The following is a 15,095-nucleotide window of genomic DNA, read 5'->3' on the forward strand; positions in this document are numbered from 1 at the left end:
TCAGGTTATTAAGTTTTATGTTTTTTGAGTGCTTTAAGTAAAGCTTTTATAAATCAAATTTAATTCCCTGTGCTAAAGGAAGTTGTGCGGTGTAATTGATAGTATTGGTTTGTCTTCTCATATAATACTTCCAGGCATCAGATCCTGACTCTCTTCCACCACCGGTTTCTTTTTCACCACCGAAAGCTCCACCAATTTCAGCACCGGATGTTCCGATATTGACGTTGGCAATACCACAGTCTGAACCAGCGTGAGAAAGGAACAATTCTGCCTCTCTTAGATTCTGGGTCATGATTGCAGAAGATAATCCCTGAGGAACATCATTCTGAATAGCGATCGCTTCTTCTAATGTTTTGTATTTGATCAGATATAGGATTGGTGCAAAAGTTTCGTGCTGAACAATTTCATAAGAATTCTTCACTTCCGCTACGCAAGGTTTCACATAGCATCCGGATTCGTAATCTTTACCAGATAAAACTCCGCCTTCAACAACGAATTTTCCACCTTCTTTTTTACATTTTTTGATGGCTTCTTCGTATTGGTTTACAGCATCAGTATCAATAAGCGGTCCTACATGGTTTTTCTCATCCAATGGGTTTCCGATTTTCAGCTGACCATAAGCTTTTGCCAATCTTGTTTTCACTTCATCATACACACTTTCGTGGATAATCAGTCTTCTTGTCGAAGTACATCTTTGGCCCGCAGTTCCTACAGCTCCGAAAACAGCTCCGATAATTGACATATCAATATCAGCTTCTTTTGTAATAATGATCGCATTGTTTCCACCCAATTCAAGGATAGACTTCCCGAATCTTTCAGCTACTTTAGAAGAAACCATTCTTCCAACTCTTGTAGATCCAGTGAAAGATACCAGTGCTACTCTTTTATCATCTACCAGTTTCTGCCCGATTTCGTGGTCCGATACCAATACACTTGAAATTCCTTCAGGAAGATTATTTTCCTTCAAAACTTCCATCATGATATTCTGGCATGCAATAGCACAAAGCGGTGTTTTCTCAGATGGCTTCCAAATGGTAACGTTACCACAGATCCATGCTAATGCAGTGTTCCAGGACCATACGGCTACCGGGAAGTTGAATGCGGTGATAATCCCAACAACTCCCAGCGGATGGTATTGCTCATACATTCTGTGTCCAGGTCTTTCAGAGTGCATAGTGTACCCCTGAAGCTGTCTTGAAAGTCCAACTGCAAAGTCACAGATATCGATCATCTCCTGAACTTCACCAAGACCTTCCTGTAATGATTTCCCCATTTCATAAGAAACAAGTTTACCAAGGTCGTCTTTATATTCTCTTAATTTTAAGCCCAGCTGTCTTACCACCTCTCCTCTTTTGGGAGCAGGAATCAGCCTGAATTCCTGAAATGCCTTTTGAGCAGTTTCAATTACTTTGTCATAATCACTTTCTCCGGAAGTTTTTACTTTAGCGATCAACTTTCCGTCTACAGGAGAAATGCTTTCTATCACCTTTCCTGAAGCGAAATATTTTCCACCCACTGAAGTCCCTTTGTTCTCTTCTTTGATACCAAGATTTCTAAGTGTTTTTTCAATTCCGAAATCCTTTACTTTTTTTGACATAAAATCTTACTTTTCGTTCTCTCTAAAGATAAAAATATTATGTGAACCTCAAAACTTTAATTTTTAACAGGCTTTTTATTTGGACTAATTACAAACATGCTTATCTTTGTAGGGTAATCTTTTTGATAATCACCAATGGAAAATTCACAAGAAAACAACTCAAAGCTTAAAAAGTGGTTCAAGCGTGTGGGATGGGCTGGATTAGCTTTCTTTACCATAAAAGGCTTGATTTGGCTGGTCATATTCTACGTTGGAGCAGATAGTCTCCAGAGTTGTATACAATAAAAAAGCAGAGAAATTTTCTCTGCTTTCTTTTTGACATAAGCTTAATCAAATTATTATTTCTTTATTGTAAAGCCAAAAAAAGAGGTCTTTTTTATATTTTCTGTAATTTAAAAAAAGGAGGTTATCATAATTTTCTATGGATCTGCCTCCCAAAAAGATTACTCTTCTTCCTCAATTCTTTCCTTTCATTTACTCTTTCTTCTTCCTCCCTGCGTTGACTAGGCTCTGATGCAGCAGGTATTCTATCTGTCCGTTCACACTTCTGAATTCATCATTGGCCCACTTTTCAAGAAGTTTATAAGTAGACTCATCTATCCTTATCACAAAGGATTTTTTGCCTTTGCTTTCCGAAGAGTTCTGAGCTTTTTCTGATTTCATTTTCTAAATTCTCTAACATTATTTCTGACTATTTTAGTGTAAAAGCTATCTGCACTAAAATCTAACTATTAATTGTTCACTTCTTAATTGTAAAGTGTTCCCGCATTTAATATGGGAGTTGCTGCTTTTTCACCGCAAAGAACCACCATTAAATTGCTTACCATTGCCGCTTTTCTTTCATCATCAAGATCTACAATATTTTCTTCCGAAAGCTTTTTCAATGCAAGGTCTACCATTCCTACAGCTCCTTCCACAATCTTTGTTCTTGCAGCAACAATAGCCGTTGCCTGCTGTCTCTGAAGCATTGCTCCCGCAATTTCCGAAGCATAAGCCAGGTGCGAAATCCTTGCCTCCTGAATCACGATTCCAGCCTTTGAAAGACGGTCTGTAAGTTCCTGCTCCAAAATAGAATTGATTTTATCTCCTCCTTCTCTTAATGTAATCGGAGCATGATCATCTTCTAAATTATCATAAGGAAAGCTCATCGCCAAATGTCTTACGGCAGCCTCACTCTGCATTTTTACAAAGTCTGAATAACGCTCCACATCAAAAGCCGCTTTATAAGTATCTCCTACTTTCCATACAATTACAACTGCAATTTCAATAGGGTTACCCATTTTATCATTGACCTTCAAAGTCTGACCTTGCAGATTTTCGGAACGTAAAGAAATTTTTTGTGATGAATATAAAGGATTGATAAAGAATAATCCGTTCTCTTTTACACTTCCCACATATTTTCCAAAGAAGTTTAATACTCTCGAATGGTTAGGCTGAATAATCATTAACCCTTTTAAGAAAAAGCACGAAAGAAGAAAGCAAAGCATAGAGATAACCACATAGGCTATACTTTGATCTACTCCACTCACAAAGAAGTATACTGCTGCAACAAACAAGGTCAGGCAAATGACCAATGTAAGATAACCCGACATGGGTTTTAATGTTTTTTCCATGATTGAATTTTAATTTGATATTATTTTGATATCATAAAGATAGTAATGAATTTTGAATTATGAATGATAAATTTTGATTTTTTTGAGGTGCGAGTTTTGGGATCCGGGAATTTTTAACTAATGCAAAGTTCGGAAGGTTAATTTATTAGGATGTATAATACTTTTGTTCGCAAAGCCAATTCGTTTAGCTAAGACCGCTAGTTCTTTGCTGAGTGAAACGCCTTTTCGAACGATATTTTATCCCAAAATCATTGCGAACCTTAGGTTAACACAACTCATCCCAAATCCAGCAACAATAGAAATAAAAAAATCCCGGAAAGTGAATTCCGGGATTTTAATTTATAGTTTCAGTATTTTATTTCTTTGTTAAAGCTTTAAACTTTATATAAGAAACAGCTGATAAAATAATCATTGTTGAGATTCCGATGTATACCCAAGCTGGTACAGGTACCGGATCTCCCGCTGCGTATGAGTGAAGTCCGCTCAGGTAATAGTTTACTCCAAAATAAGTCATTACCATTGAGCAGAACGCAAACATTGTTGCTACGTGGAATGCCCATCTGCTTCTCAATCCCGGTACTAATCGCATGTGCAGTACAAATGCATATACCATGATAGAGATGAAAGCCCATGTTTCTTTCGGATCCCAGCTCCAGTATCTTCCCCATGATTCGTTCGCCCAGATTCCTCCTAAGAAGTTTCCTACCGTTAAAGCAAATAATCCGATCGTTAATGACATTTCAGAAACAATTACGAGTTCCTTCAATGTCGTATCGTGGTGAATTTTATACGTTTCTTTATTGGAGATAATATAGAATACTAATGAGATCACCGCAATAATCATCGAGAGTGCGAAGAATCCGTAACTTGAGGTAATAATGGCTACGTGAACAATCAGCCAGTAAGATTTCAATACCGGAACAAGTGGTGTAATCTGCGGATCAAGTGCTGAACCTCCGTGGGCAAATCCCATCATGATAACAGCTACCATAAATCCGGCTGCAGGAATCAATGCATTGGCATTTCTGTACAGGATCAAACCTGCCGTAATCCCTACCCAGGAGATAAAGATAATTGCTTCGTATCCGTTACTCCAAGGAGCGTGTCCTGAGATATACCATCTTGCAACAAGTCCTAAGAAATGACACAGATATCCAATTAAACCAATCGCAATGATTACTTTAATTGCTTTATTTAATACTTTATTTGATTTGAATAATTCAACAAATCCTAAGATCAGAAGAAGACCGCCGATAAGCGTGTAGAAGATCAATAATTTGAAGTTAATATCTACCTTATTCATAAATACTTCAAGATCAACTTTGGATTTAGCAGGAACAACTGCTTTACCCCATTTCTGCTGATAGTCTGAAAGCTTTTTCAATTCTGCATCTGCTTTGCTCCAGTCACCGGTTTTTTGTGCCGTAAGCGCTTCTGCAAAATAAGGTCCCATTACCTGCTGAGATTCCATATCCGGTTCGAATTTCTGATCCAGCCATGAATGCCATGTATGGTTGGCATCATTTTTCACAGGAACAATTCTCATAAACTGACCGCTGAAAAACTCATTGAAGATCTGTACTCTTTCGTTTACAGCAATTACTTCTTTATCGTAGTTCGTTTGTTCAGCCGGTTTTTTACGGAATGCGGTGTTGTAATCATGCTCAAGAATATAAGTAAGATTACCGTTTGCATCTGCAGGGAAAAGGTTCATCAATGAAGTATAACCATCTTCATCTGCTTTTGTTTTATTCTTCAGTTCATCACCTCCTTTAGTTCCTACTTTAATAATAGGAACCATTGTCCAGCTCGGAGTATCTGTATTGATAGAAAGGAACCATTGGTTGGCTGTAAGAGATTTTCCGTCTGTTCCTTTAAATTCGTCTTTCTTGTATAATTTTCTTAAAATATCGATTGCTTCTGTATTGATAGGAACAATTCTTCCTTCAAAGTTCTGAACCAAAAGATATCCGAATTTATCAGCATGTTCTTTGCTGATTTTGTTTCTTGCAATGATTTCATCGGGAGAAATAGATCTCATTTTCCCCATTGGAGTTGCCAGAGAGTTCTGCTTTGGAGCAGCACCGTCAAGCGGCTGGGCAGACGGAGCCGGAGCGTGAGAATGGTTATCTCCTTCCACGTGAATATGTTCTCTGCTTCCGTCGGTAGTTCCGTGAGTTTCGATTTTTTGTGCATGTAAACCTAAACTTAAGAACAATAAAAGTATACCTGCTGCTTTCTTTTTATTCACGTCAGCCAGCATTTTATTTAATTTCCAGAAATGAGTTCCTTTCCAGAAGAAAATGACAAACATTCCAAGGAATAAAAGTCCGTATCCGATGTAAGAAATCAATGTTCCCCAGTAATCGTGATTTACGGAAAGAACGGTTCCCATTCTGTCCGGATCAAAACTCGACTGGAAGAAACGGTATCCTTTATGGTTAAGAACGTGGTTCATATAGATTTTATAAGGAGTTTCTTTACCTTCGTCAATGATTTTTACGTGGCTTTCATAAGCACTCGGAGATGAACTTCCAGGATATGTTTCCATCACGAAATCATCCAGTTTCAATGCGAAAGGGGTGTTGTACACTTTAGGTCCGAAACCTACCATGATGTTTAAACCATCCATCGTCACCTGCTTGTAAGCATTCGGATTTCCTTTTTCAACAGAAAGATCTACAATTTGTTTTGTTTTTGGACCCTGAAGCTCAATCTGAAGCATATCAGGAACATTGGCATCTTTCTTTCTGTCGCCTTCAATAGCCATCAGTCTTCCTTTTTTAAGACCTTCAGGTACTACCAGCTTCAGTTCGTTAATGGTATATAAACTCCTTAATGCCAAAGGTTGGAATTCATCTTTCACTGTAGTTCCTGTTGCCTGAGTAGCCATGGTCATATAGCTTGCATCTACAGGAGTTTTGATGAATAATTTTCCGCCTTCATTTTTGAATTCAACAGCACCTTCAATAGCTCTGTTGAATGTCACCAAAGTACCGTTGATGGATTTTGTTTCTCCCGGTTTGATGTAAATGTTCTGTCTTCCGGTATTTCCGGTAGAAACCAAATGAAGATACTCAGCACCATTTGGCTCAGCTACAAGGCTATCTTTTTTCTTTGGATGTATTCCTTGGCAAACACTTTCACTTCTTTTCCGTGGAAGTCATAAGTTGCTTTGAAATCTTTGTGTAACGGAGACATCAGATAAGGAACATCCTGATAATTCAGCACATCACCCTTTTCTTCGATCTGAATTTTAAAGAAATTTTTATCAGTTACGATTTCGTTGGACGTTTCACCTTCTCTGATGTGCATTTGACCTTCGAAACTGATGTATCTGGTGATGGCACCACCGATAAAGATAAAAACAAAGGCAAGGTGGAAAACAAGAACCGGCCACTTATCTTTTTTCCACAGTCTGTATCTTCCGATATTTCCTATGAAATTGAGAATCAGTAAGACCATGATCAGTTCGAACCATTTAGCCTCATAAATTAATGCTTTTGCTGTAGGAGTTCCGTAGTCGTTTTCTAAGAACGTTGCATAAGCCATCGCGAATGCGTACACCAGCAACAATACAGCCATTGTCCTGGTTGAGATAAGAATATCTTGGAGCTTCTTCATGATTTATTGTACTTGACATGCAAAAATAAGCATGATAAACCACAAAGAGCTTAAAAAAAGCTGTTTTTTATCACTTTGGCCTTGGTTTTGCTTATTTTGAAACGTTCTTAATAAGCGCGAAAACATTAGGAAAAATTCAATTTTTAAAAATGTAAATATCTGGATTTATATTGCCTATCCGACTGATTGAGAAACTCTATAACCAATTCCATATTCTCAACATAATCAACTCATATAAAACATTTTACGTATCCAAAGTATGATTCACCTCCATTTTTAATTTCAGCTTATTGATTAAAGTATCAATTCCGGTGAGTGATCCATCCATTTTCTTAGCTTTTAAAAACAAATCCATTGCTTCCTGATACTCCATTTTTTTCATATGGTAAATTCCTAAATTTTTATAGGCATCAGCATTTTGCGAATCAAGCTTTAATGAATCTTCAATATCTTTGCGTCCTTCTTCACAAAGGTTTAATTTAATTTTTGCCAGTCCGCGGTTATTATAGGAATATGAAAATTTTTTATCCACTGAAATAGCTTTGTTTAATAAAGGGATAGACTCTTCATATTTTTCGAGGAGAATTAGTGTATACCCTTTATTATTTAAAGCAAATTTGTTGTCCGGATTTATTTTTAAGGCTTTATCATAATATTCAAGAGATTCTTCCAACGATCCTGTTTCAGTAAAGGTCAATGCAAAATTCGTCCAGTCATCCGTAGTCATGGAAGAATTATTTTCTTTGAATGTAATGGCTGTCTCTTTTGCTTTTTCAAAGTTCTTAGCATTAATATGAGATACTATTGCCATCCTGTAGATATCAAGATCTTTTGATTCATGCATTAAACTGTCAAAGATTGATGCCGCTTCACAATACTTCTTTTCGTTAAATTTATAGATTCCTTCTGTATATTCTTTAGGCAGTTTCTTCTGACGGATAAGATTGACAATAGCTTTTCCATCGTTAAATATTAATCTTCCATCACTCATATAGATAGGTTTGTGGCTCGGAAAAATATTGATTAAAAAATCAATGGCTGAAGAAACCATTAAGATGATGAAAAATAAAGTAAGAAATTGAGTATTTGAAATGATTAAATAAGAGAGTAAAGCCAGTAATAATGATGCAGCCGGCCCTCCAAATACATATAAAATATGCTTATTGACAGAAAATCTTTTTTCTTCACTTTCACAGAGTCCTCTTCCCCATTTAAGGGGATTTTTAAAAATATAAAAAGAAAAATCTTTGAAATTGATGAGAAAACTGTTATCCTTATCTCCATAAGAACCCATAAAGACATGTACTTTCTTTCTTGTCACCAGCCAAGCGGTAACGGCATGTCCCATTTCATGAAAAAAGACTGTTAAAGGTCTGACCAATATTAAAAAGATGAAAATAAAAATTCCGGGGACACCAAAAAATTCCATTAAAAAGTCTTCAATCGGTTATTAATTATCATTCTTTATCCTATCGGATACAAATCCTGATATGATAAAGAAAACTGTTGCAATATACTTATTTTTCCAATGACATTTTCCTCCTGATTTTGCTTAAAAACTCATGGGTAATTCCCAGATAGGATGCTACCTGCTGCTGGGTAATCCGTTGTTCCAATCCAGGATACTTTTCAAGGAATTCAAGATATCGTTTGTCCGCTGTTTTGCCCGTTAAGGAAAGAATTCTTCTCTGCAACGCTACCGAAGATTTCTGGTTCATGATTCTGAAAAGCTTTTCTATCTGTGGCATTGTTTTATACAGATTTTCTTTATCTTTTCTAGAAATCATCAAAACTTCACTGTCTTCAAGGGCTTCAATATTGAGAATACTGGGAACGGTATTGATAAGACTGTCAATATCGGTGATCCACCATCCTTCTACCGCAAAATAAAGGGTTTGTTCCAATCCATTTTCATTCAGGTAATAGACCTTGAAACAGCCAGTCAAAACAAATCCTTCAAAATTACAATAGTCGCCTTCTTTGAGAACGATTTCTTTCTTTGTAAACTTTCTGTATTCAAAAGGCTTTTTAAACTGGTTGAAATCCTCCTGGGAAAGATTTACATAGTTACTGATATTTTTATAGAGCAGATCGGGCATTCTGTAATTTAAACAAAATAAAGGTATCAAAATTATTGACACCTTTATTGAATTAAGTGATGTTAAGTCGTTTTTATATATAAGCAATAGAACTTCAATTTTTGTTGGGTAAACGTAAAGACGCAAAGTTTTACCATACATATTGTTTATTTTAAGACGCAAGAAAATTGAAGATTTTCAGCAAGATAACCTGTTTTAGATTTTTATCGGAGATAAACAATTTTTACTATCATTTTGTGCCCTTGCGTATCCAAAGAAGCCTACTTGCTTAAAAATTCATTTGTATTCATTACGAGGGCATACAGGTTTCCAAGAGCAGAAATCCCCGCCAAAAAGGATCTTTGAACTTCTTCAGCCTTTATCACTTCCCCATTCAGTTCACGGTTTCCGGTGGCTGTGGCACCACCGATAATGATATTGGTAAACCCGAAATCGAAAGCAGCTCTGGTGGTAGATTCCACGCAGACATCTGTCATCATTCCTGTAATCACCAGATTTTTAATGGTCTTTGACTGAAGATAATTCAGAAGATCAGTCTCTCTGAAGCTGTTGGGAAAGTGCTTGACAATCACTTTTTCATCTTTCTCCGGCAAAACCAGATGATTGATTTTAGCTCCATCTGTACCAGGAATAAAAAATACTGCACCATCATTGGTAGAAATATGCTGGATGTGAATAACAGGAAGATGATTGTTTCTGAAATATTCTAAAATCCTTCTGGTGTTTTCAGCGGCCTGTACACTTTTTTCCAGCGTCATTTTTCCGCCCGGGAAATAATCATTTTGTACGTCGATAATTAACAGTGCCGTGTGTTCCATTTTTTGTTGTTGTGCATTCATTGTAATCATTGAAATTAATATCAGACAAGAGGTCAGTATAGTTTTAAATTTATTTTTCATGAGTAAAATTGTATAGGTCAAAATTACAGAGGTCTCATGGCCTGGCCTTTGAACTAGTTCAAAAAACACTACTGACATCTAAAAACTTAATATTGTTAATTTTTTTCGTACTCATCGGTTTAGAACGAAAATTTTATTATCTTTTTAAAGAAAAACTATTGACAAACAGTTAATATAATTTAACGGTACCAGATTTGGATAAGCAAAAAAAATAGCCTTATTTTATTCTGTCATAAAAGAAAATATTTTTAAAGTAAAAATTTTAAATAACCTTTATAAAAGCGGGATTACCAAAATGTTTTTTGGATAAAAAAGATTCATTTAGTGTTGAATAAAACATTAAATTTGCGACATTGATATTATGGATAAAAAGACACAAAAAAAACCGACTGAATCGCCTGAAAAAGGCAGAATCTTATCTAAGCCACGTATTTTTTTCGGGCTTACTTTTATACTTTTATCGGCTGTTCTTGCACTCTCATTCGTCTCTTATCTGATGAACTGGAAAGCAGATCAAAGCCAGGCCGGAACCATGCTGGACAAAAGCATAAAATCTTCCAATATCTTTGGTAAGGTAGGCGACTGGCTTGGGAATATTTTCATTTTTGAAAGTATTGGTATTGCTTCATTTATCATTGCATTTTTGTTCCTTGTAGTGGGAACACTGATCCTTAAGAAGAAAATCTTCAAACCGTGGAAAACGATCGGCCACTCTTTATTTTTCATCTGCTGGCTTCCTATTTTTATGGGGACACTTACGAAAGGCCAGGGTGTTTTAGGCGGTGTTTATGGATATCAGATCATGGACTATCTTAACTCTATCATCGGAGCAGTAGGTCTGTGGACGGTATTAGCAGCAAGCATTCTGCTCTATTTTATTCTTGAATTCAATCTTCGCCCAAGTTCTATCAAGGCAAAACTGGATAAGATCAATGAAAATACGATCGGAAAAGTAAAATCTATGATGCCGGACTCCAATGATGATTTCGAAGCTGATGAGGAATTGAAAGAGGAAGCAGAGGAAGCGGAAGAAGAGACGCTTTCCAGAGTTACGGTGAGTGATGTTGCCAACAAGCCCGTTACAACTCCTGTCAATACCATGAAAGAACCAGAACCTGTAAGTGCTCCGAAAGGATTTCCTGAGGTTCCGGTTTCCAACGAAATAGAAACCATTTCTACGCCCAACCATACTTCTTTTGAAGCAGAGCCAAGAGATGTTTCTCAACAGGTAAGCTTAAACCTTTCTACCAAGCCCATTGTTCCGGTTTCAAGCCCGGAGGAAGCATTTGATATCAGACCTTCTACTCCGTCTCCGGCAGTAACCACTGCTTCGGCACAGGAAAATATTAAATTCAATGTAGAAGTGGCACAGGTGGTTGATGTTTTGGATGATTCTGATAAAAAGTCTCAGGAACTGGTAGAAAAGCATGGTTTATATGACCACAAGCTAGATCTGGCCAACTTCCAGATGCCACCTGTAGATTTGCTGAAAGATTACGGTAATGAAGAAATTTCTATCAATAAGGAAGAATTAGAAGAAAATAAAAACAAGATTGTCGGACTTCTTAAGAATTTCAATGTTGGAATCGCAGAGATTAAAGCAACAATCGGTCCTACAGTTACGCTGTATGAAATTGTTCCTGAAGCAGGAATCAGAGTAGCAGCGATTAAAAAACTGCAGGATGATATTGCGCTGAACCTTTCCGCATTAGGAATCAGAATTATAGCGCCAATGCCAGGAAAGGGAACAATCGGTATTGAAGTGCCAAGAAAGAATCCTACCATGGTTTCTATGCGTTCTGTTATCGCTTCCCAGAAATTCCAGAATACGGATATGGATCTTCCGGTAGTTTTCGGAAAGACCATTTCCAACGAAATCTTTATGGCTGACCTTTCAAAAATGCCTCACTTATTGATGGCAGGAGCAACAGGTCAGGGTAAGTCTGTTGGTATTAATGCTATCCTTACTTCCCTTCTTTATAAAAAACATCCGAGCGAACTGAAATTCGTCATGGTAGACCCTAAAAAAGTGGAACTTTCATTATATTCTAAAATTGAAAGACACTATCTGGCAAAACTACCGGATGCAGAAGAAGCCATCATCACAGACACCAATAAAGTAATCAATACACTGAACTCTCTTTGTATTGAAATGGATACCCGATATGATCTTCTGAAAAATGCTTTCTGTAAAAACTTAAAAGAATACAATAAGAAGTTTACGGAAAGAAAATTAAATCCTGAAAACGGGCACCGTTATTTACCGTATATCGTATTGGTAGTAGATGAGTTTGCAGATTTGATCATGACGGCAGGAAAAGAGGTTGAATTACCGATTGCCAGACTTGCACAGCTTGCCAGAGCCGTAGGAATCCACCTTATTGTAGCTACACAGAGACCATCCGTAAACGTAATTACAGGGATGATCAAAGCCAACTTCCCTGCAAGAGCTGCCTTCAGAGTAATTTCCAGTGTTGACTCCAGAACCATCCTTGATTCTCCGGGAGCAGATCAGCTCATTGGTAAAGGAGATATGCTTTATTTCAACGGAAATGAGATCCTGAGACTTCAGTGTGCTTTTGTAGATACTCCGGAAGTGGAAAGACTGGCAGAGTTTATCGGAGAACAGAAAGGATATTCTTCAGCATTATTACTTCCTGAATACGTATCTGAAGATTCAACAAGTACAGTAGGTGCTTTTGACCCGAACGAAAAAGATGCTTTATTTGAAGAAGCAGCAAGAATCATTGTTTCTACGCAACAGGGATCTACCTCAATGCTTCAGAGACAATTGAAACTGGGTTATAACAGAGCCGGAAGAATTATGGATCAGCTTGAAGCAAGTGGTATCGTTGGAGGCTTTAACGGAGCAAAAGCAAGAGAGGTTCTGATCAGTGACCTTCATTCTTTGGAACAGTTTTTGGAAGATCTGCGTAGTTAAAGGAAAAACACATCGTTTTAACCTTAAGAATTAAAGAAAATCTAACGATTATTAAATTAAGAAAATGAAAAATATTATTTCAAAAGTTATATTGGGAAGTTTTGTTGTAGGTGCAGTAGGTATGGCCAACGCTCAGAAGATTGATGCTAAAGCTAAAAAGATATTGGATGATATTACAGCCAACTACAATTCTAAAAAGAATTCTTACTTCAAATTTTCTTTTGGAAGCGGTCTTAACGGGCAGGTAACAAAAACAGAACCTGGTATTTATTACGTAGCAGGAGAAAATACAAACTGAAGATCATGGATACAGAGCAGATCTTCGACGGAAATAAAATTTACAATATCAACGCCGATGATATGGAAGTAACTATTGCTAAACCTAACGGAAGCAGTACCATGTTCTCCCCTATCAACTACCTTACAACCTATAGAAACGATTATAACGTAACATACAACGGTAAGAAAGTGGTCAATGGTGTGAATGCTGACTTTATTAAACTGACCCCGGTAAAAGCGAACGGAATAAAATACGTATACCTTTTTGTAGATTCAGCGAAAAAGCAGATGGTAAAACTGGAACAGCACGGAAACAATAAAGATGTTGCAGTAATTGCTATTAAAGACTATAAAGAAAACCAGGAGCTGGATCCTAATATGTTTGTTTTTGACAAAAATAAGTTTAAAAACTACATCGTTACAGAACTTTAAAAAGCTGAAAGTGAATTCGCAACTATGTAAATTTACTTTTAACGTTAAAAAAATAACAAAATATAAAAAGCCACAAGTAAACTTTGTGGCTTTTTGATTAATTTTGGCGCATGTTAAAAATACTAGACCGATACATTATAAAAACCTTCTTTGGACCGTTTTTCTTTATATTCAGCGTATTGTTTTTCATTTTTATTGTAAACATTATCTGGGTACAGTTGGGACAGTTTATGGGAAAAGGATTAAGCTACTGGCAAATCCTTAAACTTCTTTTTTATCTTGGGGTGAACGTCATCAGTATGGTTCTCCCGCTTACGATCCTTCTGGCGAGCATTATGTCGTTTGGTGAATTTGGAGAACGTTACGAACTTGCAGCAATGAAAGCGGCAGGAATTCCTTTGACTCGAGTAATGACTCCTCTTCTTGGGATTTCCACGGCACTTGCCATCATGCTGTTTTTCTTCTCTAATAATATTATTCCGGACTTTCAGAAGAAAGCCAAGAACATGCTTTTCAATATTGCCCAAACCAAACCGGCTATCAACTTTACTCCAGGACAGTTTATTGATCAGATTCCAGGTTATATGGTAAAGTTTGACAAGATCTATGGGGAAAACGGTGAAAATATTGAAGGCGTTTTTGTTCATAAAAAAGCCAATGCTTATGAAAACCAACAATCTGTAGTGGCTGAAAAAGGAAAATTTGTTCCGGCTGTTAACAAGAATTTTCTAAAGCTTGTACTTTATAACGGCTATGTATTTGAAGATGCTTTTGCCGGAAAAGGTGATAACGTAAGGCTGAAACAACCGGACCAGGCTATTAAATTTGATACATTGGTATCCCACTTTGACATTAGTGAAATCATCAATAAAGCGATCGAAAAAGAACAGATTACGGATGACTACCGTTTCCAGACCTATAACCAGCTTGACGGAACGATTACCAAAACCAAAAAAGACAATAAACAGTTCTTTGATAACATCGGTTCTGAGGTTCTTAACCAGACCAATTCTGTGATTACCTACATGGATAAAGGGAATAAACATAAAGTAGCTCCGAAGACCCAGATTAAACTGGACACCGTAAAAGGTGAAAAAAAACTGGAAATCATTTACAATTCCTATAACAGATTAGACAACCTGAAATCAACACTGGAATCTAAAAAGAATGAATACAGTTCTAACGTAAAATACTTCAGTAAAGTCGTTATTTACCAGCAGAGAATTGTTGCGTATTCTGTTACCTGTATCATCTTCTTTTTGATCGGATCCAGTTTAGGTTCCATTATCAGAAAAGGAGGAATGGGACTTCCGGTCATCATCGCTATCGTTATTTTCATCATCTTTTATGTCATGAATGTCGGGGTGGAAAATATGTCATGGAGTGGGAAAATGAATCCTTATCTGGCAGCATGGCTTCCCAATCTGATCCTTCTTCCTTTTGGAGTCTGGATGACGTATAAAGCACTTACAGATTCGCAACTGTTTGATGCAGAAAAATACAAAGCATTGTTCAAACCTATCACCAAAAGGTTTACCAAAAGTAAGGAACATCAGAGATACCAATAATTCTGATTTTAAAATATAATTAAAAGCTTCGGAGAAATTCCGG

Annotated in this window: 9 protein-coding genes and 2 pseudogenes; 3 read left to right on the top strand and 8 right to left on the bottom strand. The window is 36.8% G+C overall.

Annotated features, from left to right (window positions below; translation table 11 throughout):
- Positions 1 to 46 precede the first annotated feature (46 nt).
- The 8 genes and pseudogenes from KBP46_RS04435 to KBP46_RS04470 form a co-directional block, all read right to left on the bottom strand.
- Positions 47 to 1,597 (bottom strand): aldehyde dehydrogenase family protein, encoded by a 1,551-nt coding sequence (locus tag KBP46_RS04435; protein WP_216444745.1) that lies wholly within the window; start codon positions 1,595 to 1,597, stop codon positions 47 to 49.
- A gap of 56 nt (positions 1,598 to 1,653) precedes the next feature.
- The gene (locus tag KBP46_RS04440) at positions 1,654 to 1,839 is read right to left on the bottom strand and encodes a hypothetical protein (RefSeq protein WP_157885742.1); all 186 of its coding nucleotides are present in this window, start codon (positions 1,837 to 1,839) and stop codon (positions 1,654 to 1,656) included.
- 232 nt (positions 1,840 to 2,071) lie between these two features.
- On the bottom strand, positions 2,072 to 2,260 hold the full coding sequence (locus KBP46_RS04445; protein ID WP_034694367.1) for a hypothetical protein: 189 nt from the start codon (positions 2,258 to 2,260) through the stop codon (positions 2,072 to 2,074).
- Positions 2,261 to 2,343: 83 nt separating this feature from the next.
- Positions 2,344 to 3,210 carry an SPFH domain-containing protein gene (locus KBP46_RS04450; protein WP_216444746.1) on the bottom strand — a complete coding sequence of 289 codons (867 nt, stop codon included), beginning with the start codon at positions 3,208 to 3,210 and terminating at the stop codon, positions 2,344 to 2,346.
- Positions 3,211 to 3,565: 355 nt separating this feature from the next.
- Positions 3,566 to 6,834 (bottom strand): annotated as a pseudogene (gene ccsA / locus KBP46_RS04455) (cytochrome c biogenesis protein CcsA).
- Between the two features lie 244 nt (positions 6,835 to 7,078).
- The gene (locus KBP46_RS04460; protein WP_184935552.1) at positions 7,079 to 8,215 is read right to left on the bottom strand and encodes a tetratricopeptide repeat protein; all 1,137 of its coding nucleotides are present in this window, start codon (positions 8,213 to 8,215) and stop codon (positions 7,079 to 7,081) included.
- Positions 8,216 to 8,351: 136 nt separating this feature from the next.
- The gene (locus KBP46_RS04465; protein ID WP_216444747.1) at positions 8,352 to 8,933 is read right to left on the bottom strand and encodes a Crp/Fnr family transcriptional regulator; all 582 of its coding nucleotides are present in this window, start codon (positions 8,931 to 8,933) and stop codon (positions 8,352 to 8,354) included.
- Positions 8,934 to 9,193: 260 nt separating this feature from the next.
- Positions 9,194 to 9,832, bottom strand: coding sequence for a cysteine hydrolase family protein (locus tag KBP46_RS04470; protein ID WP_216444748.1), 639 nt, complete (start codon positions 9,830 to 9,832; stop codon positions 9,194 to 9,196).
- 361 nt (positions 9,833 to 10,193) lie between these two features.
- Between KBP46_RS04470 and KBP46_RS04475 the strand changes: the two genes are divergently transcribed.
- From KBP46_RS04475 to KBP46_RS04485, 3 genes and pseudogenes are all read left to right on the top strand, one after another.
- Positions 10,194 to 12,773, top strand: a complete 2,580-nt coding sequence (locus KBP46_RS04475; RefSeq protein ID WP_216444749.1) for a DNA translocase FtsK — start codon at positions 10,194 to 10,196, stop codon at positions 12,771 to 12,773.
- A gap of 64 nt (positions 12,774 to 12,837) precedes the next feature.
- Positions 12,838 to 13,484 (top strand): annotated as a pseudogene (locus tag KBP46_RS04480) (outer membrane lipoprotein carrier protein LolA).
- Positions 13,485 to 13,594: 110 nt separating this feature from the next.
- Positions 13,595 to 15,052: an LptF/LptG family permease gene (locus KBP46_RS04485; RefSeq protein ID WP_120230946.1), complete on the top strand. Its 1,458-nt coding sequence runs from the start codon at positions 13,595 to 13,597 to the stop codon at positions 15,050 to 15,052.
- Positions 15,053 to 15,095 lie beyond the last annotated feature (43 nt).

The sequence above is a fragment of the Chryseobacterium sp. PCH239 genome (assembly GCF_018924625.1).
Classification (GTDB): Bacteria; Bacteroidota; Bacteroidia; order Flavobacteriales; family Weeksellaceae; genus Chryseobacterium; species Chryseobacterium cucumeris.